The following is a 25671-nucleotide window of genomic DNA, read 5'->3' as shown; positions in this document are numbered from 1 at the left end:
TTATGCCTCTTCCTCCATTTGGTTTTCCATTCGTTTCAAAATTATTTTTACTCCTACAAAAACACCCAATGCCATTGCCAATATTCCTATTAATGCAACCATATCTCCATAACCAAAACGAAGTGCTGCTCGATATGGACATGCTCCTAAAAGTAAAGCAAAAATCAATACTAATATTCCTCCAAGTAGATAGATCAGATAAGATCCTAGGGAAGATTTTTTGATTTTAAATTCTTTATTCACCTTGGCAGAAATAAACGCTCCGATCATCACTCCAATAATGGTTAATACTGCAAAAATTGCATTTTGTGAAATAGGGGCTACTCCTAATACAGGTTCTCCAACAATTAGGTTTATTATGTCATTCACCAAATCTCGTGTGTGACACGCAACACAAAATCCATAAGCTTCGGGCCCTCCTGCACCAATTAGCAATGCTTGAGTCACCGCAGCTAAAAATCCAATTATACATCCCAAAAAGATGGGGTTTCGGATAATTTTTTTTAACTTAGATGTAGAATCCTCTGACACCATAATTTGATAACTTTCTCAATCTTTATAAAAATTATGAAGAATTAGTTGAAGTTATCGCCTTTTCCAATAGCATCTATAATTATTAAGTTAATTATTTGAAATTCTAATAGTTAATGGTTAAAAAGATCCCAGAATTTCTGTTCGAAATCTTGAAGTTTAATTCCTTTTCTTTTAATTAAATACAAGTTTCGCTCTATTATGGGTAGTGTTTTATGTTTAATGACTTTCAAAGCCCAATTTTTCACAGTAGATGGAACAACAAACGAACTTAGAGCTGTTAGAGCGTCGCTATTTTCCAATGCGTGCAAAATTGAAGAATTATTATGAAATTTCAATCCGATTTGAATTTCTTGGGATCTTGGAAAATGTTTCATAAACCAATCAAGAGTTGCTGAACCCGATTCTCTGAATATCCAATTATATTCTTTCAAATCATTAATCATATCATCTCGTGAGTAATTTATTCCCCTTTTTTTCAACTTATCAAAAATCGGGTGTTTTTCTCTCCCAATTATGACAATTGTATCCTTCCCAATCACTTTTACGTCATAATCTGCCTCGAATTCTCCAAACCATCCTCCAATCGCGCAAAAAGTCGATTTAGATTCTCGCATTCTTCTCAATGCTTCTTGTGAGTTTGAAATAAGCGCTTCAATCATAACGTTAGTATGTTTACTGTTATATTTCAAAATGTAGGCGGGAAGGATATATTCCCCCGGGATTGAAGAAGATTGTATTTCGATTATTTTTTGCTTTTTACCAATGGATTCATCAATTTTTTTGGACACATTATTAATTATTTCTTCAACTTTTTGTGTTGCAGAGTACAGCAGAAATCCTTCAGGTGTTAATTGGAAGTTTTTGGAATTTCTATCTATCAGTAATTGTTTGTGGTTTGTCCCTCCAAAGGCATGTTCCAATTCTTTTATGTGCATTGAGATAGTGCCTTGGGTTTTATTCAAAATTCGAGCCGTTTCTGAAAAACTCTTGTATTTGACCAGAAAATTGAAGGTATTCAGATAATCCAACCGTAATTTACTAATAGATGATTCCATATTTCACAATGAAAGCAAATTTCAAAAAAAAGATACCGTTTTCCTATTTCTTTTATAAATGAGAAATATCCAAAGATATTATAGAGTTCATTGGAAACATTCCATAACAAGGAAATAAAAAGCTTTTTTCTTATAGATTTACTAATAATAGTAGAGTGAAGATGATGATCAAATCCTTAAAACCCATTTATAAGACAATTTTGGCTGGTGATGGTGGTGTTGGAAAAACGTCGTTACTGAAATCCAAATTGGCGGGCAAATTTACTCCCGAAGAAAAGTTAACCATTGGTATTGATTTTGATTGTTATAACATCGTATCAGAGCCTAAAGATGTTTCTATTCTTGTTTATGATTTGGGAGGACAAGAACGTTTTCAATTTATCCATAAGGCATTCATATTGGGCGCTAAAGCTGCAATAATTTTGTATGATTTGACCCGTATTAGTACTTTATATCATATACCCAGTTGGATTTCTCTATTACAAACAGAATATCCATCCATTCCTATTTTAATTGTGGGTTCTAAAAAAGATTTGGTTAATGATGACATGCTTCGAACCAATATCAGTGAATGGGAAGTTCTAAAAGAAACTTTACCCAAATCTGCTAATATTATAGGACACATGACTATTTCAGCAAAACATGAAAAGGATTGTATTGATGTCTTTGGAGAAATAAAAAAACTGGCTATCAAATGGAAAGAACAAAGCAATGTTAATAATTCTGGTGGAATAAAAACCAAACAACTATAATTTTTTGAATTCAAATTCTTCTCTTTTATCTCCATCATAATCTCGATATGTAAAACTTATGATTTTTCTTCTATCGGATTTTTCAATAGATTTTTCTCTTTGAAAAGTTATGAACATAGCATAAGGATGGGGATCATAGCTTTCAAAAGAATCTGGTATCGTAGGGGTATAAAGCAAATCAAGAGAACAAAAATGTGGATTTTTGTTTTTCAGAAGTAATTTTCCTTCATAATTTCTAACTTGGAAACTAGTATTCAGAATTTCACAATGGTATTCCCCTAAATATTCTGTTAATTTTTCTGGCAACAATGATTCATTCACAAATCTTTCAAAACATAATATTTTCGATCCCAAATGATATTTCAAAATTTTTGGGATTTTCTTGACGAATTTAGAAAATTGTACCCAGTTTTCTGAATTGAAATATAAATTTCCATCTTTTTGATATTGGAATGGTTTACTTACTTCACTATTTATTTTCATACACAATTTATTGCAAATTTCTTCAATTGAAATAATTGAGGAAGTGTCTGGATTTTGATATCGTCCAATAAATCCTCTTGATAGAGAATTTGGGATAATTTTTTCGTGATTATTTAATTTAGGTTCTTTTTGTGTTGAATTCTCATTACTACGTAGAATTGAAGCGATTTTATCTCGAACATTCCATGCATTTTCAATGAGATGATTACCTAAGACAATTATTGAAAAAAATTCGGTTGAATAATTTAAAAGGCATGAAGTATAGCCTTGAAACGCTCCACAATGTCCAATAAATGATTTTCCTTGGGATTCGTGTATTTCTATTCCATATCCATAGGATATTAATTCCCTAGAATTGAGTTCTCCCGGAGAGATAAATAATTCTAAAACATGGCTTGGATTTTTACCTAATATGTTATTAAGAAGATTTCTTTGCCAAATTGCTAGATCATTGACTGAACTAAAGACTCCTTCTGCACCTACATGTTCATAATTAGAGATTTTTGTAAAGAATTTTTTTTCCTTAACTAGAGTACGATCGTATGTATATGGGCTTGTGAATTTTATCGGATAAGATACATAACTTGCCGCTCGATTAGGAATTACTTGAGCATGGGTTGTCCGAAATAGAGTTTGGTGCATTTGAAGGGGGTCAAAAATCCGTTCCTTGGCAATTAAATCAATAGGTTTGTGGAGAATTCTTTCCAGCAATAGGGCTAATAAGAAATAGTTTGAATCGTTATATTCAAATTGAGAACCTGGATGAAACTTATATTTAGGCTGGCGTTGTAGAATTTGAATTATTTCCTCTTTGGTTGGAGCATCTGTTTCATGATAACCTATTATATAATAACATAAAGTAGTGTAATTCCATAATCCGCTGGTATGGTAAAGTAAATGTTGGATTTCAATATTGTCATAAAATTTTGGCCAAGAAGGAAAAACGGATGAGAGTTTCTGAGTCGGGGACAACTTTCCTTCATCAATTAGTATGGCGATAAGAAATCCTACAAATTGCTTGGCCATGGAGCCGATATCAAATACTGTGTTTTTTGTGATTGGGGATAAAAGTTCCAAATTTGCTTGACCAAAACCTGCATGATGAATTAATTCTCCAACGTCATTCAATATTCCTATTGCAAATCCGGGAACTTGTAGAGATTGGTAGGAAGAAAAAAGGGTACCTATCTTTTGAAAGACTGCTTCATCTATGTTCATAATCTATAACAGAAGATGTAAGGATTACCTTCTCTTTAAAATTTGCCATCAATTGTTCACGATTTCGTTTGTAGATTACATATGATTTTTTATTAACTTGGATTGCATTATTTGGACACAAGGCGAGACACCGGAGACACAATTCGCAATTGTTTTTTCGCAAAACCTGGTTTTCGATTAACTCGAAATTCTTGGTGGGGCATTCCTTTATACAGATTTGACAGATTTGACACTTATCTTCAATAATTTTGAAGTTATACATTTTTTTAATTAATGTCCATAACCATTTCGAATTTCCAACGGGATTAAAAAGTCTTGAAAGAAAATCTTTTTTGTATTTAAAAATTTCTCTGGTAATGATATCTTGAGCAAATTTTTCAGCCGATTCTATTCCTCGCTCAATTCTTTTCTCATTTTCTTCAACAATTATCTGTTTTGGAAAATAATTGTTTGGCATCCTAATATTTTTCAACCCTAAAATCTGAAAATTTCTCTTTTTCTGGAGATTTAGAAAATAATTAAATAACCCTGTACGAGTACCTGCCATTGTTGATAGTGCAAAAATGCTGTGTGCTTCATTCAATGGAAGCGCTTCAATAAATCTCCGTACAAAGGGATAAGTTGTATGAATTGCGATCGGGAAGGCTATTCCGTATATATCTGCTTGAGGTAATAGATTGGGTTTAGCATTCTCAATCGGGATCAAGTTGACGGAGTAATTTGCTTTTTTAAATTCTTCCTTCATAGAATTACAGATTAATTGCGTATTTCCTGTGCCTGAAAAGTAATATAATGTAACTTTCATTCAATTGTTCCTTCGCTTATGGTTACTTGGGTGAAAATGTCAATAATAACTTCAATTTGAATTAGTAATGGGTAAAAAAGGGGCAAATCTTTGTCCAGAAAGGATAAGTTGTCTTGATTAACAAAATTTTTCCTGTAATAACGACAAAGAAATTCATAACATTACTATAAATAATAACCTATAAAAGCATTATTACCAATCATACGTTTCTGTAACGGTTGTTGAAGATGAAGTGTCAACAGTGCAAAATTGATTAAAAAAAAAAAGGTAGGTTAAATTTTATCAACTTCAATAAATAGTCGTTCAGCGGCGGCATTTAATTCTTCTGCTGCAGCACTCATTTCTTCGAGCGTTGATGCCATTTCTTCTGTTGAGGATGACAGTTCTTGGGCTGTGCCTGATGATTGCTCAATTACAGCGTTAATATTTTGGACATTGGATGCAATTTCATTAATGTTTTCATCACTTGCTTTAATAGACTGAATCGCATCTTGAATACCTAAATCGGTTTTATTTATTATTTCAAAAAGGGCATCCAATTTTGTGGAAGTTCCCTCTAAGGCATTTTTTCCATTTTTGACCTGTAAAACTGTTTCATCAGTTGCACTAACCGCAAGTGAGACTTCAGTTTGGATGGCACTTATCAATTCGTTGATCTGATCTGCTGCTTGCTTGGAATCTTCAGCCAGTTTTCGGACTTGTTCTGCAACTACGGCAAATCCTTTCCCCGCATCTCCTGCTCGTGCAGCTTCAATGGCTGCGTTCAAAGCTAACAAATTCGTTTCGGTTGCAATACCTGAAATGACATCAACGATTTTATTTATTGCACTGCTCTTCTTTGATAAAGATCCCATTACTTCTGCCACATAACCCGCACCTTTGTTAATTTCTTCAATTTGATTTGCTAATGAATTTGTCAAAGTTTTTCCTTCTTGGGCCATTTCCTGTCCTTCTTTAGATTCTGTTGCAATTTTCAATGTTCGGGAAACTAAAACTTGACTTTCATTTTGCACATCGGAGACTGCGTTAGAAATTTGATTCACTGACTGTGTTTGATGTTGGGCCCCTCGGGCTACATCTTGGGACCCAGATGTGATCTCTTGAATTGAAATATTTATTTGATTGGAGGATTCACTTAATTGTTGAGCCATGGCAGAAACTTCATTTGCAACTCCTTTCACATTATCAATCAAGGTGATTATGCTTGTTATGTCTGAAAAAGTCATTAAATAACCTAGAAAATTTCCCTTTTTATCATTCATGATATCAAGATCTGATAGCATGCGATATTGCGTGCCTTGTTTTGATTTTGGAGTCATTTGATAATCTTTTAGCTTATTTTCTTTTCGAATTTTATCAATTGCTTCTTCATATTCCGCTGAATTTCCAAATACAATTCTAATTGGTTCTCCAATGATCTGATCTTTTGAAATACCTAAAATTTTTGTTGTTTCTACATTTACATCAACAATATTATAAGCTTCATCCAATAATATTTGTGGATTAGGAGATGTATCGATGATTGCTCGGTTATATTCTATTTGATTTTGTATATTCTTTACCATTTCTCCTAAAGCTACAGAAAGTTCGCCTATTTCATCTTTCCGATCGTTTTGGACATTTTCGACATATTCTTGGTTGGCTATCATTTTTGATTTTGAAGTTAAATCAATGATTGGATTACTCATACTCTGGGCAAAAAACAATCCGATGACAATCATAATTGCAATTCCTGCACCCATAACAATATATTGAATATTTGTGGTCGCTCGAACGGAGGAAGTAATTGCATCTTTAGTTACAGCAGAAAATACATAGTAATCTAAATAGTCTCCTTCTACGTGGGCGACATACATCAATTTCACATCTCCTTGATATCCGTATTCCAAAAAACCGGTGTCGGTTGTAAACATTTTACTGGAAAGTCGATCCCCTGAGATTTCATCCAAAGCGGTAAATGTTGTTCCCTCAACCGATTTATCTGGATGATATATTACGGATTCATTACTATCTAAAATTGCAATATATCCTCCGTCCAGTACTTCCATGGAAGCTAGATTTGTTTTAAGATCTGAAACAGTTTCATTTTTTAAAGCAGCAAATTCATTTTCAATATTCGCTAATGTTGTACCTGTACAAACTGCCCATCCCCAAGGTTCAAAACCTTTCACAAATGCTTTTTTCAAGATATCGGTTCCTACTTGGGCATAAAATACATATCCCTCATTATCATTAGAATTTAAAGCCATGTCCACAAAATCGATAGCAGTTTGGCTTGTCGAATAGGATAATCCATATCGTTCTGGATGTGTTCCATGGGCAATTGAATGGTGAGTGCTGTTATAAATCCAAAAATATTGAGACAGATCTTCCCCATATCGCTTATTATTAGTTAAATTTTTAGCCAATATTTGTGCTTCTGATGTGTTCAGTCTTCCTTCTTGGACCTCATTGTAATAGAATTCAATGTCTGAGTAGAGTGAATAGACTTGATCTCGAATTTGAGTATCGAAACTTTCGTTTGCATTAAAATACGCTCTCTCCAGATTTTTATCTCCTTCTTCGACTAATAAAGCCACCTGTTCTGAGTTTAATTGAATTTCATTCTCAACAAAAGCTGTAATATTATTCCTTACGGTTAAACCGCTGATAATATTCATACCTAACATAAAAATTGCGGGCATTACTATTGCTATCAGCAGCATTTTAACTCGAAAGCTATTAATATTGATTTTTAATTTCATAATTGTTCACTTTAAGTATCGTATCAAATAAACATAAATCGCAATATATGGTCCTCTATTGGAATTCTTCCAAGATCATTTCATAAATGGGATTCGAGTGTCAGAAATGTGTGTTCTAATTTTGCTTTTAGGTTATCCGATTTGAGATGAACCAAAATAGAAATTTTCCAAAAATGTCTCTTTTAATAGAAATCAAAAATTTTGCAAAAAAAATATCGCGAAATTCTTATTTTTGATTTGTTTTTTAACTTAAGTAAAATCCTTATTTTTTGGTTTGTTTTTTTTACTTAAGTTCTATGATCGATATTGCTTTGATTAATTGGAAAACAGAATTTTCAGAAGATTCAGCTCAAAGAAATTTTGAACAGTCCGCTCGATATAGGGGTGGAATTTTAGAATATGTAGATCAATTTCTTCGAGAACCCCCTACTGGATTAATGCTCTTAGCTCAAATACTCGAAAAAAAAGGATATTCGGTCGAAATAATTGATTGTACTATTTTGGAAGATCCAATTGGCTATTTAAAGTATCAAGCACTGAAATATCGATTTGTAGGGTTGACTGCTCTTACAAATACTTTCTCTGCAGTTATGGAATTAGCCTCTATAATGAAAAATACTAACCCTAATTTATTTTTGACCTTAGGGGGACCACATGTATCTTTTGAATATCAGCGAATTCTTATTAAGTATCCATTTGTAGATATGATTTTTGTGGGAGAAGCTGAAAATTCTTTACCTTGGGTTGTAGATCAGCTTTTAATTAAACCTTATATTGATTTTGTTTATGATAATGAAACACATTTGCTCTCACAATCATTAAATTCAAAAGAACTGCTTTTTCAAAGGATTAACCAAACTCCATCCAAACCAAAAGGGATTACTTTCTTAGATCAATCCCCAACAGATGACGGAGTAAGGCAAGTGATCTATTCTGGGTTTCCTGAACCGACAAATTTAGATCAATTGCCTCTTCCCGCTCGACATCTAATCTCACGAGTATATTCCGTTGCCGATATTATCGTTAATCGTGGATGTCCAAACCAGTGTTCTTTCTGTTCCCGCACCAAACTTTTTCCTAAAATGCGAATTCGATCAGTAGAACAAGTTATGCAAGAAGTAGATTATATTCTCTCGGGATCCACCTATCGTTTCATTAATTTTTACGACAACATCAATATTAACCACAAATACTTTAATTATTTTTTGGATGAGCTAATTACTCGAGAAAAAATGCTTCCATGGGGGGCTGAACTCCGAGCGGATGTGATTACTACTGAAGAGGCTCATAAAGTGAGACAATCTAATGGTAAATTGATTGCTACGGGTATTGAATCTGCTTCTCCTGAAGTGCTTCGAACCAATTTTAAGTTTCAAAACCCCGATAAAGTCGCCGAGGGTATTCATATCATGAAAAACGCTGGAATTGCAATTCAAGCTTATTTTGTGATAGGGTTGCCCGGGGATACTCCAGAACGATTTCAACAAACATTAGAATTTGCCGAGAAGCTACCATTTGAAAAAGGGATTGATCATGTCAATTTCTTCGTAACTACACCTTATCCAGGGTCTGATCTAGTATTACATCCTGAAAAATATGGCATTACCGTGATCAATACAGATTACGATCAGTTTAATTGCCATGAGGTCCTCATGGAGACTGAAACACTCAATAAATCTCAAATCCTAGAAATGATCACCAAAGCAAACGCTCTTAAGAAGAAATTAGGAATTTAAGCTTTTCATTCAAGACTTCAGAAAAATGACTGAGGAACAGACAGGGCATAATCGGTTTTGAGAATTATTCTTCCGTTCTGTTGCACAATTTCTACACATTTGTGCACCGCATTTACATGTATAAGTTTCCCCTTGGATAGGTCCTTTATGAATCATACAAAAATTTTCTTTCTTTATCGCTTTTGTCGTTGGAGGGGATGGTGGTAGTTTCGGGGAAGGAATATTATGCATAACAAATGATGGGCGAATATCGTATATAATCTATTCGATCAATCACGATAAATTATATTTTTTTGAAGCTAATTTCATATCTTAGACCACTATCTCGGTATACTGATATTGATCCTCCTAACTGTTTTGACAAGCCATATATAAGTTGCATTCCCAAAGTCTTACTTGTGACATGATCAAAGTCTAAAGGTAATCCCACACCATTATCGCTAAAAACCATTGTGATCGTTCCGTTATTTTGTTCTTCGATATTGATATGAATAGTATTGGAGAGAGACTTCTTGGGAAAAGCATACTTCAAGGCATTTGTGATAATTTCATTGATAATTATTCCACATAATACCCCTTGATCTAAATTTAATCGTATTTCATCAATTTCAATTTCAACAAGAATTTCTGATTTAGAAATTTGGAAAGATCGAAAGAGAAAATCAACTAATTGAGTAACATACTGATCCAGATTAATAAATTCCATATCGTTTGAACCATATAATATTTCGTGGATCATTGCCATTATTTGAATTCTATTTTGGAAATCTTTGTTTGCCTGAATAATATCTGTCGATATATCGCTATTTTTTTGCAATCTTGCTAAGCTTGAAATTATTTGTAAATTATTTTTAACACGATGATGAATTTCTTTTAGGAGTATTTCCTTGTCTTCTAACGATTTTTTTAAATTTATTCCTTCCTGCAATAACTCGTCATCAATCCGTTTCCGTTCTCGAACCATAAGATTGATACTTTCTACTATGGACTGAAGATCTGTTTGAGTTTTGGTGGCAATAACATAATTTAGATCTCCCTTGGCTATTTCATTCACACCTTGAACAATTTCATTAATGGGAGCTGTGAAAATTTTTGTGATGACTATTACTATGATTAAAATCACACTTACTATAAGCAAATTGGCGAAAATAAATTGAATCCGTAATTCTAATAATTCTTCTTCAATCAAATTGTTATTATATGTAATTTCTACGATTTTTGATATATTACTCGGATAATTCGGATCACTCAAGTCAACAAAAATATATTTGATCAATTGACCTGTGGTCTCATTTTTAAATTCATATTTGTTTCCAGTTTCATAGACAGATCTTACGATATCAAATAATTCTGGAGATGGTTGAAAATCCGAAAGTCCTTCTTGATACGCCAAACGGTCGAAGATCCGGATATTTTCTAAGTAGGGATCTAAGGGAATTAATTTATCTGCAATGTTTAAATAATTCAATTCATCAATTGTAGAAGAGAATTCATCCGAAACTAACCCTAATTCCAATAAATACTGATGATCCGGTGTAGGCATATAAGCAAATTTTCGTAATATCCCAGTTAGTGTTTCTGTGGTGATTCGATCAGACACAAACTGATCACCTTGTCGAATTTCTGTTAATATCGCAAAAAATGTGGTTAAATTGGAGAAATCCAAATATAGATCTGTTTTATAGGTTGTAGCTATAATAACTCCCGAAGCATTAATAATATATAAATCGTATTTAAATCCAATTTCCGACCGGAGTGCTGTTAAATTCATTTCGGCTGGATTTGAACCCGATGCATTATATGCAGCTTCAAACACTTCAAATGCATCAATCATGTTTTGTTCTAAAGATTTTTCAAAAATTTTCCAACCTTCATCTACCAATTTTATTGTACTAGTGATTTCATACTCACATCTTATTTTCGACTGTTCAAAATCTGCCTCCGCCCTATTTTTGCTATTGGAATATACAAAAATTGAAGTAGCTACAAAAACGGGCATAAGAACTAAAATAAATGCGACTATTAGATTCGTTTTGTAGGAAAAATTATGAAACATTTTTTTGGTAGGGAATTTCATAAACTGCAAATTAACTAGAACGATGATCCTTATGAATTTTATTTGTTAAAAAAAAAAGATAAAAAAGGCGGAGGTGGCTTATAACTAAAAAATATTACAAAGCTTTTAGTAACGAGATGGTTTTGAAATCATTTTTGATAATATTAGCTAATTTACTATTAAAAAGTTCATTTGCTTTATTTTCTTTTAAATAATGATCAATTTTTAATAAAGTATCAATTGGTTTCATTTTGATAATAATCCGACCTTTGGTCGATGAATCGTATGAAATGTTTGATCTTGAAAGAATTTGGACAATTTTTTGCATTTCTTCTTCATTTTGAGGGATGATGGTTGTATTTCGGCGAGGAAATTGCATGGAATAATAGGGTGCGTGTTTTAGGAACATTTTTTTCACTTTTATGATAAACCATATTTTGTAATCTATAGATATAAACAACGAGAAATCACTAAAAACACCAAGGACTTTTGTTATTTTTTAGATTACTTGAAAAAGCGGGGAAAAAATAACGACAAAAAAAGATTTTAAAAATTATTTTCTAAGAATTTAAGGTTTCCAAAATTTCATTTGCATCAACAAGGTTATCTACAACATTTTGATGGAATTTGCCTTGAATTTTTATGGAATCTGATAGAGCTTGCGATAAAATCGTACTTTTCTTCTTTTCGTATTCTGCAGCCACTTTTTCTTTTTCTTCTTGTTTTATTTTTAATTGATCAAAACAATTTGCTACTTCTGTTGCTGCATTATCAATCTCACCTGGTTTCATTTTCTCAGGTGTTTTTTCAAATTTTTGATGTTTTTTCTCGAGAGAGTTTTTTGCCTTCAGATGGTTTTTTTGAGCCTTTTCTTCCTCTTTAATAACATCTTGTAAAGCTAACCAATCTTGTACTAATCCTTCTAATGGTTGAATGAATTGAGCATTCAATTCTTGAGTCATTTCTAACCGTTTTGCCTCTATGTTCGCAAAAATCTCATTAAATGGTTTGGAAATTTCCTTAAATTTCTCTGAGGATTCTTCCATCAGGATTTTCAGTGCTGTTGCTTCTTCTTTTTTATCTTCACTTAATTTTTCGTGAGATTTACTTGAATCTTTAGCACTTTTTATAACTTTTGTCAAACTTGAACTCATAGTTTGAAGTTTATCGGAAACCGATTCAAAGGAATTTTTTAACTTATCTTTAAAACCCATAACTGTCACATCAATTATACATTGAATTGCTTAGATAAATTAAATGGTATAATCTATATAATTTCAACGGATTGATAGGTTCTAATTCATTTAATGATAAATAAAAAAAAAATCGCATGAATTTTTAATTTGCTATCTCTGAAAGGATGTTCTTATTTCTAAAAATATTGGGGATCATTAATGCAATTGGTTTGGAATATTTATATCAAAATAATGAAAAAATTACAATGTGCAATTCGAATCGAAGCTATATATCCAATGTCTATACATTTTTTCATGAACAATTTTCCAAATATAGGTGTGTTCCTTTAATATTACCAGATTATTTATTTAGTGTGAATCAACATATCATTAAATATCACTTCTTCATGACATTTTTGATAATTTCATTATCATCTCCCAGTTTTCTTTCTTTAAACTTATCTAGTTCTACTTTTTCAACTATTCCTCTAACGGCTCATCTTCATCAAGCTGCGGACTATGAATATATTTGGGATGAATTTAGTGATGCTCCGGGTGATATTGCTGGGGATGATATTCTCCAATTTGGACCTTCCTTCGGGAAATTTCACAATTATACAGAAATTATTGAAAAATTAACGGATCTTGAATCTTCATTTCCAAACTATTGTGAGGTATTTACTATAGGTAAAACTCATCTAAATCATGAAATCTATGGGATTAAACTCACAGATAAGATGTCTGTAAATTCCAAAGAAGAAATTCTTATCGTGGCTCAACATCATGCTCGGGAACAAATCACTGTTGAAAACGCCCTGTATTTCATGGATAGATTGATTTTTGATGCACAACAACAAGATTTTGATGCGTTGCACACCTTAAGTTCCCGAGAGATTTATATAATCCCGTCATTAAATATTGATGGAGCGATGCTCATAAGTATCAATCCTTGGCAACGGAAAACAACCAGTGGGATGAATTTACCAAAAGATGTGTACGAATTTTCCAACCTTGAATTAACAGATTTGAACAATAATGGGTATATTGAAGCCTATTATACAAAGACTGATCAAATTGAAGGATCAATTACTGGTTATGAAGGTATAGATATGAATAATGACTCCATTGTCGGTGATATTGTGATGAAAGGAACGGATCCAAATCGAAATTATAATTACGGTTTTGGAGATCTTTCTTTTTCCTCAAAAGATCAAAATTCATTTATCTATTCTGGCGAATATGCCTTTTCCGAAGATTGCACAAAAAATTTAAAGAATTTCATTTCTAAACACTCTTTCAAAACTGCTGTTTCACTGCATTCTGGCATTCAAGCGATATACTACCCATACATTAAAAATCAAAAGGGAAAAGAAAAATTTGATCTATCCAATTACTTTAATGTAACTCGATCTTTGGAGATTAAACTAGGTTTTCATTCTGGAGCTATGAGAAATCCTGCAGGTTTATTTGCTCCGTGGATGTATTGGAAACATTCCGAAAATCGTTTAGCATATTGTTTAGAAACTTATGGAAATGAATCAGCATACCGTTCTTCCTTCAATGAAAGCACTGGAATTTATAGCGATACAGGTATTTGGGATTTCTTTAATCCTGCAGCTGATAAGGTTATTGATAATTCTGCATTGATTTATCGGGGATTATTTTTCTTAGCGAATTATGATAATCCAGAACCTGAAAGGAAATCTCCAATTCTCTATATTATTCTTGGAGGATTTGCTTGTCTTTCTATCGGTCTTTTTGTAATGAGAAAAAAAGGGTTGTTTAGAAGAAATCTGACCGTGTAATAATACCTGAAACTTTTCCATTCATATCTAAAACCATTGCGGCAGAAAAATGACGCATGAGATCTCGCATCTGACTTATGGGGGTGGTTTCAGAAAAGGCAGGTAATGGCCCTTCCATGATTTCTTTTACCATTGTGTCTTTTGATTTTTTAGTATTTTCCATCCGGAGCAATATTTGTGAAGTGATTACTCCTACACAACGGTCGTCTTCAATGACAGGAAGCTGATCTACATCTCCTATTTGTCTAAACGCTGTGCTCAATGTATCTAAAGGATGCAAGGAACGTAACTTACTTTTTTTAGTGGCAATATTTCGAATAATAGGTGGATTTTTGTCTTGTTTCAACAATTCTTCATTTAAAACATGAAAGATTAAGGAGGCGATTTCATAGGAGGGTATCTGTTTATTTGATTCAATTTTGGCGATATAGGATTGTCCAATCCCAACTGCATCGGCAAGTTGCTTTTGGGTCCATTTAAGCTTTTCTCGTATGATTCTTACATTGCTTAACTTCGGAACTTCCATAATTTACTAAAAGAAAAAAGCTTTAAAAAATTATTCCTATTATGAATATAATCTGTGGGCAATTATTCCTATTAATTCCAAAAAATGCCTTTGGGGCATATAATATGACAATTTTCTTATATAGATAGGAATTCTTACATAGATTTGAAGTGAAATTTTAATGACCTTGGAAACTTTACTACATGCGAGAAATATTTCAACCTTTCCTACCATCGAAGAAACTTTCAATTTATGGCAATCTATCTATTCAACCCAATATGAGGTTCTTTATCACCTAAAAATTCTTCAACGTATTTTTGATCACTTAAATTTATATCAAGATAGTTCCTTGGAATCTACTCCTCTACTTTCAATTTGTTGGAAAGATGGAAGACGCTATCAATTTGAATGGGCTAGAACAATGAATGGGGATCCGGGATATTTTAAAGAGTTGGGTTATAAAAATTATCAAGAATTTTATGACTTGACTCAAGCTAAGAGAGAAAACTTCTTGTCGCAAGGAATTCTTTTATTTAAGCAAATCTTTTTAGAAAAAATTAATCTTGAAGGGAGTGTTGACGAGTTTCTTTTGAATGTTAAATCTTTTCATAAGTCTTTGCATGATCTTGCTACTGACACTCTAAATTGAGTGTGAAATTTTGGTTTTAAGTATATGTATTTTGAAAATGTCCCTTTTTTATATAAATTTTCTTAAGTTAATATCACTATAATTCGACTATGAACTATTCAAATATTAGACCCTTTTTTACATCTTTCCCCTTGATTTATCTTGCAAATTGTGAGGGCGATCAACCCCATGTACGTATGGTTTCATTAATTTCTTATCAAGAACAGTTGTGGTTTTGTAGTGTCAATGGTCGGCCAAAATGTGAACAACTCCGGAAAAATAACAAAGTAGAATTTAGTTTGGTTGCCGAAAATGAAGATGGTTTTCACAATATTCGTGCTATTGGTAAAGCACTTGAAATTCACGACCCCGCAATAAGAGAAGATCTCTCGATTGAGATTCCTTTTTTCCAAGATTATTGGTCGGTATCAACTGATCCTAATTTTGTGCTCTATCAATTGGATCTTAGTCAAGTTGAATATCATCCTCCAGGGGGGAAAGAATATTTTATATTAAATGTAAAAACTGATGAATCTGAAAGGTTTATCAAGAATTACCGAAAAAAGTTGCAATAATTACTTCTTGTCCAATTTTTCCCTCTTTTTTTCATTTTCAAAGATACTTCCTGTGGAATATAGAGTCTCTTCTACTCGTAAATGAATCTGTCCGTTGGATGCAGTTGTGATTGCATTGCTAAGGGCTTTCAAAATACGTTTAACTAATAATTCGAACTTATCATGCAATTCTTCTGCCATTGTGATATTTTTATTTCTTAAGGCGACATCTAATTCCTGAACCAAACTCGGAATTAATTGGGGATCCGCAATGGTTTCGCGAATATCGATGATTGTTTCATCAGTGTGGTAAAATGGATCTGGAACATCCATTTGAGTAAAGATTAAATTACACACAAAAAGAGAAGATTTTAAACTTCTCATAATATAATTTAATGGTGAATTTTTGGCAAGACTCAGATATCCGCGGATTTCTTCTAGCTTTTCAGTGCCAATACTATATAGAACGTTATGTTTGGAATGAGAAAACTCCTTTTTTGGGGTTATAATATTAAAATATTCCGTTAGGTATTTATAATATTCTTCGAATACCACAGTTTCCAAGGTTGTATCTGGTTCTATTTGCAATAAAGTCATTTTTTGAAGAATAAAATCATTTTCTTTCAGTTTTGTGAGAATTTTCTTTAAGATCAGGAATTTGACCTTCAGCCGATCTACAGCAAAAAAAGCAGGTATTCGAGATTCAGAATAGGCATTTACATTTCCCATTCGTTTTCGATCGCTGTTATCTCGTGCATTTAATCTTATGGGCTTAATTTTTTCAAAGGATACAAAAAATCTTTCAACAATATTTCGATAAAGGCTTTTTTCAGCGATTCCTAAAAGATTGCTTAATTCGTTGACATCCATCATTGAAAACGCTCCTTTTTCAATTGAATCATAGGAATAATTGATTAAATAGAGTGAAACTAACATTTCAATTTCATAGACTGCTCGGAATGGGATAAAAACCTTATTTTGATCAGTAATTAAGCGATTATTCTTTGAGGAAATGATTGCATAATTTTCATATTGGGAATATTGATCGAGTTTTTCATCTAAATCGCCCATGTATCTTTTATTTTCAAAGGTGGTAATAAAAGTGATCATAAGAAAAGAAGGAGGTTTTTTTTAAACTGAAGGATTTTAAAGTTATTTAAGAAGAGAATTTAAAAAAGAGTTTTTTTTGGTATTCAAAAAGGATTGTCTAATTTTGTTCTGGTTCTTGTGGTTTGCGTGGTCCTAAAACAATTTCCATTGAACTGACATTAGAAACTTTATGGTCATCATTCTGTAAGTGTTCCGTTGAAATCTTTATGTCTTTATAAAAAGCACTCGGATAAAATTTATTGATGAGAATTTCTGCCACATCGACTGCATGGGAAATTGCTCTGCCGCGTGCTTTAATTGTACAATCTTCGTTCTTGTTTAAGATTACCATCGCCGCCATAACGTAGTTCATGGTCGGACGCTTTCCTATATACACACTACAATCATTATCCTCCCGTCTGTGCGCTATTCTATCTCGATCGTGTTGTCGAGTATCTCTATGTTCTTCACCCATTCATCTTTTCACCGTTGTTATGTAAAAACCCATCACTTGTAGCATCAAACACCAATACATGCATTCAGAAGAAAAATTCCAGATAAATTCGGATCTTTCTAATCTGATCAAAGAATAAGTTATATTTAATTATATGTCTATCCAAATACTAATTTCTTTATAAGGATAAACTATTTAGGAATAAAACTACATGTTTCTGATGTGACAGATTTCGAAACTCAAACAAAGATCGAACTCGCTCAAAGTAAAATTTTGGAAGATCCAGACAATTCTAAACTAATATTTGAAGAAATTTTAAGTAAAACTGGATCACAATTGGTCAAATCAAGATGTTTGAATGGATTAGCAAAAATTGATTGGGATAAAGGTTTGAGTGAACTCGCTTCTGAAAAATATGAGAAAAGTATTCAGATTTGTCAAGATCATAATTATCGTCTTGAATTAGTTGAAGCCTTAATTGGGAAAGCAATAATATTGATTTTTCAAGGAGAAAACGATGCGGGTATCAACTTATGCAATGACGCTCTCGAAAAATTAACAAATAAAGACGAAATTTTATTAAAAGTTCGTGCAAACAATTCTTTGGCGCATGCTTTCTATAACAAAGGTTCTATTGAAAAATCGTTAACTTATTATTTAGATAATCAAAAAATTCTCGAAGGTTATGATAAATATGATTATGAAAAAGCACGGATTTCAAATAATATCTCGATGTCCTACGTTTCACTTGGGAAAATAGAAGAAGCTGCAAAATATTTTAAAATTGCCTATGATATTTGCAAAAAATTAAAATTCAATAAGGGAATTGTTGTTGTTTCCAATAATCTTGCCGAATCACTTATTTTACTCGGAAAACATAATCAAGCTAAAGATTATTTCTTAGAAGGTATCCAAGTTGCTCATGATAATGATATTCATGATGTTTCAATTGAAATAACCTATGCTGGATATTTGACGGAGCAAGGTAAATTTGCAGAAGCTCATGAAATTTTTGAGAAGTTAGAAAAAACATTTTCTATGACTAAATATCAAATACAAAAAATTGATCTATATTCTCAATTTGCAAATTTCTGGATCTTACGTGGAAATTTTGAGGAAGCTAAAAAACAACTTAAGCTCGCTTTAGATACTATTGATAAATCAGAATTGACGGAGCAGCGTATAAATATTCTAATTTCTTTGGCTCAAGTATATCAGGGTCTAATGGATTCTAAGAAATCATTTGAATATTTGATTGAAGCAGATAAATATGCGTGGGGGCGTAATTCCGAAGTTGGTGCTGCTCAGGTGTTGATAGAGAAAGGAAAAATAAATATTGAAAAGCATCAATATTATGAGGCTGAATTAGCTCTAAATAGAGCCTTTTGGATATCTGAGAAAACTCACCATAACGGTCTCCAATTAAATGCCAAAATATTACTGGCTCAGAATTATTTAATCCAATATAAGAAGACAAAGGAAAAATTATTGCTCCAAAAAGCATCTAAAAATATTGAGGAATCGTTATTTTTCTCGAAATCAAAAGGATTAGTTCCAAAATATGTTACATTATTAATTATTCAAGGTGCACTCTACAATATAAATATGCAAACGGAACAAGCGATTCAAAATTTCACTGAAGCAATAAAAATCTCTTCGGAGAGTTCACTTGAAAATTTAAAACGAATTAGTGAAGAATTTTTAGCATTAACTTCAGGACAATATACTCAAGAAAATAGTCTGAAAGATGAATCTGATCAACTTTTTTTAGCATTAGCTGTTGATGAGATCAAGAAAACTACTGATTCCCATTATTCATCTAGCATAACGCTCAAAGATTTACAAGATACCTTTATGGTTTTGTTTAAGGTTGATGAAGTGATGGGACCGATGGTATTGAAAGCAAATAATCTTGATCCAGAAGATCCCCTTTGGTTTAAAGATTTAATCTTATGTGGGAGTCTTTATACATCTGCATTGGGTCAAGGACAAACGTACCATCAAGGATTATTTGGGATTTTGCCCTTTGGTCAACGAAACCTTCGATCCTTAATTTTTGCGATAACATTAAATGATTCTTCCCAAAAACAAGAAAGACAGCATAAAAAAGCATATTTTCTCTTTACATTAATTTTTTCGGAGAAATTAAAACCATTTTTCCAAGATCGTCAGAAACTTGAATCCATTTTTCAAGAAGAGATAGAAAATGTCGGTGATATTAATTTGATTGATGAAAAATGGCTCGGAGATCTTAGAAAAAAAATCTTAAATATCTTTTCTAAGGATTTCAATTTGTCCTTTGAAATATCCAATTAATAATAGGGAGAAGTATCATCATTGGATGCTTTTTGAATGGCTCCCCAAACATCATCGACTCCCTCATTATATTTAGCGGAGACTGGGATCATGTTGGAAATCACTTCAAATTCTTGAAATACTCGGTTGATGGCCAACGAAAATTCACGAAGCATCCCTTTCTCCATTTGTTCTGTTGCCATTGCTAAGGAGTAATCGTCTTGAGTCCAATCTAAAATCATATCTAAGCGTTCTTGGCTGAGGAGATCTTTTTTAGTGAGTAAATTAATTTGACTTAAATTGGAAAACCGATATTGGACTGAAGCAGCTAGTAAAACGGTTGAAATAAACCCATTTGGTCGTTGACAGAGGTTACTATCATAACAAAATAATATATTACGCTTTGCTTCTCCAAAACCCAAAGCATTTGCGATCATAGGGCCAGTATTTCGAAATGAGAATAATTCCATTTGTCCTGGAGTATCAATCAGAATGATTTCAGGGTCATTGTACTGGTTGATTTCATATTTTAAGTCCGCGATATATTTGGTCATTCGATCTGTTGCTTCAATCATGGCTCCATTTGGACCTAAACCTGTTTCTTGAACCACTTCATCGACGGTGATATAGTCTTGAATGTCAATATCTGGGGTGTAGGGTAACTTTTGAACCGCTGGATCAAGATTCATGGAAATAACAGAGATTTCTTTATTGTAATTCTGCAAATAGTCAATTAAACCTTTAGTAAGGGTGGTTTTACCAGATCCTGCTGGACCAATGATATATTGTATCAGCATACATAATCATGTGATACATTTCCAAATAATTTTTTGTTTTAATTCTTCAAGTTTTGAAGCCTCGATAATTTAAAAGAAATTTAGCAATTTGTAGGAGACCCTTTATATGATTGAAATTTAAAGAACCATATCCAAATTCACTCTTGCTTCTTGAATTTCACCCATATCACGATTTTTAAAATTTTCAAGTGATAAATTTTGAATTTTTCTTTCCTCACAAATATTTAACATTTCTTTTCCATAATAGATATCTCAATATGTCTTTTCCATCTTTTCGAGTGAAATCGAAAAAAAGGTATAAATGAAATGAGATGAAAAGATATATTTGAACACCACTAGAATGTTGAGCGATCCCGATCATGACTTTAAAAAGCAATAAATATCAATTTTCAAAAGAAGAACTCGATGAGCTTCTTTTCGATTATAATAAACAACCGGGAGCTCTTCCTGATAGTTGTCCAAAAAAAGTTTCCATTTGGGATGAGACTTTACGGGATGGGGAACAAACTCCAGGGGTATTTCTAACCCTGGATGAAAAAATAGCTATTGCGCAAGCATTAGATGAGATTGGGACGGCCAAAATGGCTGTGGGTTTTCCTGCAGTTTCAAAATCCGAAGAAAATATTGTAAAGAATATAAATGCTCAAGGGTTTTCAACTTCAACCGTTTTAGGAATTGCCCGTCCAAAAAATTCTGATATTGATGCATGTATGCGGTGTGATTTAGAAGAAATTGTTATTTTCATGCCCATCAGTGATTTACATCTAAAAATTTTCAAGTTGACCCAGAAGGAGCAAATTTATCTTATCCAAGAGGCTTTCGATTATGCTAGAGATCATGGGTTGAAATTCAATTGGGTTTCAGAAGATGGGACACGGGCCCAACCTCATCACTTACTTAAAATAGGACAGTTAGCATTATTAAATAATGCAGAATCCATAATTATTGGAGATACAGTAGGTATTTTACAACCCGACACTACAAGATATTTAATTGAATGGTTGAAAAAAGATTTAGGGTGGCCCTTTGATACAACTGAACTTGGTATTCACACTCACAATGATTTTGGACAAGCCGTTTCCAACACTTTAACTGCTGTTTATCATGGAGCCACATTACCTCATGTTTGTGTGAATGGATATGGTGAACGGGCTGGAAATGCTGCTTTCGAAGAAGTTGTTATGAATCTCGAGGGAATGGGGATAGATACTGGTATAAAAATTGAAAAACTCACTGAATTATCAAAATTAGTCGAAGAAAAGTTTGTGTTGCCTTTAAGTGCTCATAAGGCCATAGTAGGAAGCAATGCTTTTAGTCATGAAAGTGGGTTACATATCAATGCTATGTTAGCCCATCCTGCTTCTTACGAACCAATTAATCCAAAATGGGTTGGTCAACAACGACGTATTTATCTTGGGAAATTTTCTGGTTCCAGTTCTATTGTGAATGCGCTTGAAACAAAGCTTAAAATGAGTGATATCCACCTTCCTAAGGAAATTATTAGTGCAATCCTAAGAGATGTCAAAAATCTGCAAGAAGATTCTTCCAAGGAAGAAAAACGGGAGCTATTTCACCAAACAAAAGTATTGGTTGAAAAAATACGGGCGGGAATTAGTGATACAGAATTCTTTAAAATCGCTCAAAACCGTGCTGGAGATTATTTAAAAGGTACTTGGGCAGATCCCCAAGAAAATGGATCAGATAAAAAGAATCAAGAAACTTAATCGAATCTATTTTTTCCAAAACAATAACCTTATAAGAAAAAACCTTAAAAACAATAATATTGCCTAATTTGTTTATCGAAAGCTAAATCAGTTCTTATGATTTCAATTTCTTTTAAATAGATAAAGGATAAAGCATTTCTTGAACTTGTAAAACTTCAAACTAGGAATAATCAAATATGAAAACAATCTTTCCAGCATACGGCTTAGGTGAATTTCGTGAAAGTAAACTCACCAAAAACATAGTAATACAAAGATATGGAGAACCCGATGAATTAATCCTTCACAAAAATTACTCCACTCAAATGAAGTATACTTCTTTAGGGAAATGTTTCTACTATCAAGAAAATGCCGAAGTTGATGATCCTCCAATAATAACTCTTGGTTTTGTTCATCCTTTTCAAGGAAAAACAGAAGATGGAATAATATTAAATAGAAGCACCATGGATGATGTTTTTAAAATCTATGGGCGAGAAAATTGGTTGACTGCTGATGGTTCCCAATATTTTTGGGTGGAGCATTCAGGAATATCATTCTACGTTTTGCGAAATAATATTGAACATCCCTTTCCTTTTGAAGAACAAAATTATATAAAATCTACTATCATTCGAATTACCGTACCTATAACAACTCGACCAGATGATATCATATTAAATGAAGCTGGTACTTTGGTTAATAATGCTGAAGATTATTGTGTTGATGGAACTCTCCACGAAATAATTTTTGATCAAGAACGAAGTGAACGCTTATGTTCGAAGTGTGGACTAATTGTTCAAGAGAGAATTATTTCCATGGCCTATAGTGGTTCTCGTGCGTTTTCCAAATCTGAACAAGATAAACGTCAAACACATGGTTCGCCCGTGAATCCTTTGATTCCTGATCTACAAATGGCGACAATGATTGACAAAAAAGCTCCGATGCCGGAAGTACTCCGAAAAGCGGTTAAGTGGGATAGTCGTTATTCTTGGAAACAAAGAAATATGATACAAGCAACCAGTGAAATCAAACGAATTGGAGAGTTATTAAATTTACCAAATCATGTGAAGGTATATGCTATTCAACTTTATCGGAAAGCTTTTCAACTTGGATTGCTAAAAGGGCGAAGTATTCGTGCCATGGTTGCTGCATCGATTTATTACGCTTGTGGAGCTGAACAAGTCCCTCGCACTTTGCAAAATATTGTGAATTGCAGTGATTCGACTTTCCATCAAATTACAAAGTGTTATCAATCTTTAATCAAAGAACTTAATTTACAGAGTCCAACAATTAAACCGGGTTTATTGGTTAGCAAATACATCGCTGAATTAGAATTGAATCATCAAGTGGAAGTACTTGCCCAAAAAATTTTGATCAAATATGAAAAAGTCTATTCATTAAGTGGGAAAGATCCAAAGGGGTTAGTGGCAGCCGCATTATACGTCGCTGCTCAACACAATAAAATTAAAGTCAGCCAAACAAAGATTTCGCGCACAGTGGGAATAACTGAAGTTACTTTACGCAACCGGTTGCGTGAAATGCAAAAATTCATACGAAAAGTAAAATAACAGTTGTTTTTTCCTTTTCTTCATAAGGTGTAAAAATACATCAAAAAAAGGCTTAAGTTTAGTGTTTTAAGCAGATAAGCCGATAAAAACAATGGAGTCTCCCCGAAGGATAATCCGGTCTAAATCTTCACTTTTTTCCTCTAAAGTTTTTTCTTCATCATCTAATCTAACGTTATATGTATAGTGAACTTTTTCAAGAAGAACGTTGAGATGGGAATCATAGGATTTTAATTGTCCTTTGAATACCTTTTGGCGTTTACACTTAATTAAAATTGTTTTTCCAAGCGATTTTCCCAAAGTGGAAATTGGATCATGTGCTGCTACGGGTGGAGTCATTTGAAACTTATCCTTTACCTTGTATCAATAGTAAAAATAATATACATTAGTTAGTTGGATCTGTAATAAAAATCCTTCCAACCGTTTTTTGAAATATGATCATTTTCATCATTTCCAAGGAGTTTGTAATAATTGACATGAACTACAAGCAATAACATCTCCCTTTGGAGGAAAAATATTCATCATTTTTTTACAGCGTATACAATTCATGTCGATGAGTTGGTCCTGATCCGTGATTAAACGTTTAGAGCGCAATTTGCCGACCAAATTAAAACATAATTTTCGAATTAAATTGGCAACAATGGTTTCATATATGGCACAACAATAGAATGCCAAGACATTATTTTTACACTGCGGAACTAACAAAATTCTATATGCTTCTTGGGATGGATTGTGAAATTTAGCAAAGAAAAATACCATTTGAGACTGGTCCTTCTCCACTTTTGAAATGAGCTCGAATCCCATTTCTTTAGACACCTCGATCATATTTTGGAAAGCAAGATTAGTATCAGCAAAATTGGTGATTCCAAACGATTGAATTCGTCGATTCACATGTTTGGATTTCATAAATGTCTTTACCATTTTTGGATCACATTTCTCGGGAGTGAAAACTGGTAATGTTTGATCTACATTGATGTTCTCCAGGCGAATAAATCGAGCATATCCTTCAAAATTCTTATAACGCATATAACCATTAACACTCAATTCATTCATCCTCTTACCAAAATCAAAAAAGATAATGATTTTTTTTTGAAGTGCTTTTTTAATTGTCCCTAATTCCACTTCACAATAATTTTCTTCAATTTTTAATGGAATATCTGGTTGAATTCCGGAGATATGAAAATAATTCTCGAAATTGATACGTAATATAACTGCTTCTATTAATTCAGGGGAAATATTGTTAATATGGACGTGAAGTGCTACTTTTTCACAAGCAATATCAAAATACATTTCCACTGAAATCAAATCTTTTTGATTTGTTTCTTTAACTCGTGAATAGGCGGGATTACTATCAGTATCTTGAAAATCATTATCATTTTCCAGAGCGGATTCAGCACTTTTCCGTAATTCGTCTAAGTTAAATTTGGAAACATCCCAATCCATAATTTCTTGAATTGAACAATCTTGAAGATTTATTTCATTATCAGAACTACTAAAGTTCAGAAAAATTGAGCCGGTTTCACTCGCTTTTAGAAACCCGAAGATTTTTCCTTGATAATATAACCGGATTATTGCTTGTCTAACTTGTTGATCATCAAGTTTAAATTCGTCCTTCAAAATTTCCAAACTCAATCGTTTGTGACTCAACATATATTTTGCGATATACGCTGCAATGGATAAATCTCCAAAATTGTCCATATTTTCCCTCTCTTAAGCTCGACAAA

General features: G+C 32.8%; 23 protein-coding genes. 8 read left to right on the top strand and 15 right to left on the bottom strand.

The window, feature by feature from the left end:
- Positions 1-534, bottom strand: a complete 534-nt coding sequence (locus tag NEF87_RS09510) for a YeeE/YedE thiosulfate transporter family protein (RefSeq protein WP_457919611.1) — start codon at positions 532-534, stop codon at positions 1-3.
- Positions 535-644: 110 nt separating this feature from the next.
- On the bottom strand, positions 645-1589 hold the full coding sequence (locus NEF87_RS09505; protein ID WP_457919610.1) for a LysR substrate-binding domain-containing protein: 945 nt from the start codon (positions 1587-1589) through the stop codon (positions 645-647).
- 164 nt (positions 1590-1753) lie between these two features.
- On the opposite strand from NEF87_RS09505, the gene NEF87_RS09500 reads away from it, so the two are divergent.
- Positions 1754-2341 carry a Rab family GTPase gene (locus tag NEF87_RS09500; RefSeq protein WP_457919609.1) on the top strand — a complete coding sequence of 196 codons (588 nt, stop codon included), beginning with the start codon at positions 1754-1756 and terminating at the stop codon, positions 2339-2341.
- On the opposite strand, the gene NEF87_RS09495 is transcribed toward NEF87_RS09500, so the two are convergent.
- The 3 genes from NEF87_RS09495 to NEF87_RS09485 all read right to left on the bottom strand — a co-directional run bounded on the left by NEF87_RS09495 (position 2336) and on the right by NEF87_RS09485 (position 7591).
- Complete coding sequence (locus tag NEF87_RS09495; protein ID WP_457919608.1) at positions 2336-4042, bottom strand: serine hydrolase domain-containing protein; 1707 nt, start codon at positions 4040-4042, stop codon at positions 2336-2338. The two genes, NEF87_RS09500 and NEF87_RS09495, sit on opposite strands and share 6 nt — an antisense overlap.
- Positions 4029-4847 (bottom strand): EFR1 family ferrodoxin, encoded by an 819-nt coding sequence (locus NEF87_RS09490; protein WP_457919607.1) that lies wholly within the window; start codon positions 4845-4847, stop codon positions 4029-4031. The genes NEF87_RS09495 and NEF87_RS09490 overlap by 14 nt, the downstream gene beginning before the upstream one ends.
- A 272-nt stretch (positions 4848-5119) precedes the next feature.
- Positions 5120-7591: a methyl-accepting chemotaxis protein gene (locus tag NEF87_RS09485; RefSeq protein WP_457919606.1), complete on the bottom strand. Its 2472-nt coding sequence runs from the start codon at positions 7589-7591 to the stop codon at positions 5120-5122.
- 296 nt (positions 7592-7887) lie between these two features.
- Here NEF87_RS09485 and NEF87_RS09480 point away from each other — a divergent pair, with 296 nt between their 5' ends.
- The gene (locus tag NEF87_RS09480; protein WP_457919605.1) at positions 7888-9327 is read left to right on the top strand and encodes a B12-binding domain-containing radical SAM protein; all 1440 of its coding nucleotides are present in this window, start codon (positions 7888-7890) and stop codon (positions 9325-9327) included.
- Positions 9328-9336: 9 nt separating this feature from the next.
- Here the strand turns inward: NEF87_RS09480 and NEF87_RS09475 are convergent, their stop codons facing one another.
- The 4 genes from NEF87_RS09475 to NEF87_RS09460 form a co-directional block, all read right to left on the bottom strand.
- Positions 9337-9558, bottom strand: coding sequence for a hypothetical protein (locus tag NEF87_RS09475; RefSeq protein ID WP_457919604.1), 222 nt, complete (start codon positions 9556-9558; stop codon positions 9337-9339).
- 52 nt (positions 9559-9610) lie between these two features.
- Positions 9611-11404: a histidine kinase dimerization/phosphoacceptor domain -containing protein gene (locus tag NEF87_RS09470; RefSeq protein ID WP_457919603.1), complete on the bottom strand. Its 1794-nt coding sequence runs from the start codon at positions 11402-11404 to the stop codon at positions 9611-9613.
- A gap of 94 nt (positions 11405-11498) precedes the next feature.
- Complete coding sequence (locus NEF87_RS09465) at positions 11499-11792, bottom strand: hypothetical protein (protein WP_457919602.1); 294 nt, start codon at positions 11790-11792, stop codon at positions 11499-11501.
- 151 nt (positions 11793-11943) lie between these two features.
- Positions 11944-12597: a hypothetical protein gene (locus tag NEF87_RS09460; protein ID WP_457919601.1), complete on the bottom strand. Its 654-nt coding sequence runs from the start codon at positions 12595-12597 to the stop codon at positions 11944-11946.
- 227 nt (positions 12598-12824) lie between these two features.
- Between NEF87_RS09460 and NEF87_RS09455 the strand changes: the two genes are divergently transcribed.
- Positions 12825-14363 carry a M14 family zinc carboxypeptidase gene (locus NEF87_RS09455; RefSeq protein WP_457919600.1) on the top strand — a complete coding sequence of 513 codons (1539 nt, stop codon included), beginning with the start codon at positions 12825-12827 and terminating at the stop codon, positions 14361-14363.
- Here NEF87_RS09455 and NEF87_RS09450 read toward each other — a convergent pair.
- On the bottom strand, positions 14341-14889 hold the full coding sequence (locus tag NEF87_RS09450; protein WP_457919599.1) for a CBS domain-containing protein: 549 nt from the start codon (positions 14887-14889) through the stop codon (positions 14341-14343). The two genes, NEF87_RS09455 and NEF87_RS09450, sit on opposite strands and share 23 nt — an antisense overlap.
- A gap of 160 nt (positions 14890-15049) precedes the next feature.
- Here NEF87_RS09450 and NEF87_RS09445 point away from each other — a divergent pair, with 160 nt between their 5' ends.
- Both NEF87_RS09445 and NEF87_RS09440 read left to right on the top strand, forming a co-directional pair.
- Positions 15050-15517: a hypothetical protein gene (locus NEF87_RS09445; RefSeq protein WP_457919598.1), complete on the top strand. Its 468-nt coding sequence runs from the start codon at positions 15050-15052 to the stop codon at positions 15515-15517.
- A gap of 89 nt (positions 15518-15606) precedes the next feature.
- Positions 15607-16071, top strand: a complete 465-nt coding sequence (locus NEF87_RS09440; RefSeq protein ID WP_457919597.1) for a pyridoxamine 5'-phosphate oxidase family protein — start codon at positions 15607-15609, stop codon at positions 16069-16071.
- Here NEF87_RS09440 and NEF87_RS09435 read toward each other — a convergent pair whose 3' ends face one another.
- On the bottom strand, positions 16072-17121 hold the full coding sequence (locus NEF87_RS09435; RefSeq protein WP_457919596.1) for a hypothetical protein: 1050 nt from the start codon (positions 17119-17121) through the stop codon (positions 16072-16074).
- Positions 17122-17257: 136 nt separating this feature from the next.
- Positions 17258-17536, bottom strand: a complete 279-nt coding sequence (gene albA / locus NEF87_RS09430; protein ID WP_371806845.1) for a DNA-binding protein Alba — start codon at positions 17534-17536, stop codon at positions 17258-17260.
- 279 nt (positions 17537-17815) lie between these two features.
- Between albA and NEF87_RS09425 the strand changes: the two genes are divergently transcribed.
- Positions 17816-19909, top strand: coding sequence for a tetratricopeptide repeat protein (locus NEF87_RS09425; RefSeq protein WP_457919595.1), 2094 nt, complete (start codon positions 17816-17818; stop codon positions 19907-19909).
- Here NEF87_RS09425 and NEF87_RS09420 read toward each other — a convergent pair.
- Positions 19906-20685 carry an ATP/GTP-binding protein gene (locus tag NEF87_RS09420; protein WP_371806204.1) on the bottom strand — a complete coding sequence of 260 codons (780 nt, stop codon included), beginning with the start codon at positions 20683-20685 and terminating at the stop codon, positions 19906-19908. The genes NEF87_RS09425 and NEF87_RS09420 overlap by 4 nt on opposite strands.
- A gap of 359 nt (positions 20686-21044) precedes the next feature.
- Here NEF87_RS09420 and NEF87_RS09415 point away from each other — a divergent pair, with 359 nt between their 5' ends.
- Positions 21045-22409: a homocitrate synthase/isopropylmalate synthase family protein gene (locus NEF87_RS09415; protein WP_371806203.1), complete on the top strand. Its 1365-nt coding sequence runs from the start codon at positions 21045-21047 to the stop codon at positions 22407-22409.
- Positions 22410-22585: 176 nt separating this feature from the next.
- Positions 22586-23950: a transcription initiation factor IIB gene (locus NEF87_RS09410; protein ID WP_457919594.1), complete on the top strand. Its 1365-nt coding sequence runs from the start codon at positions 22586-22588 to the stop codon at positions 23948-23950.
- Between the two features lie 66 nt (positions 23951-24016).
- On the opposite strand, the gene NEF87_RS09405 is transcribed toward NEF87_RS09410, so the two are convergent.
- Both NEF87_RS09405 and NEF87_RS09400 read right to left on the bottom strand, forming a co-directional pair.
- The gene (locus NEF87_RS09405; protein ID WP_371806200.1) at positions 24017-24286 is read right to left on the bottom strand and encodes an LSM domain-containing protein; all 270 of its coding nucleotides are present in this window, start codon (positions 24284-24286) and stop codon (positions 24017-24019) included.
- Positions 24287-24394: 108 nt separating this feature from the next.
- Positions 24395-25645 carry a hypothetical protein gene (locus NEF87_RS09400; RefSeq protein ID WP_371806199.1) on the bottom strand — a complete coding sequence of 417 codons (1251 nt, stop codon included), beginning with the start codon at positions 25643-25645 and terminating at the stop codon, positions 24395-24397.
- Positions 25646-25671: the final 26 nt, after the last annotated feature.

It is taken from the genome of Candidatus Lokiarchaeum ossiferum (assembly GCA_025839675.1).
Lineage (GTDB): Archaea > Asgardarchaeota > Lokiarchaeia > Sigyniarchaeales > Promethearchaeaceae > Lokiarchaeum > Lokiarchaeum ossiferum.
The sequence above is the reverse complement of the archived record's forward strand: the minus strand, read 5'-3'. Positions and strand labels throughout refer to the sequence as shown.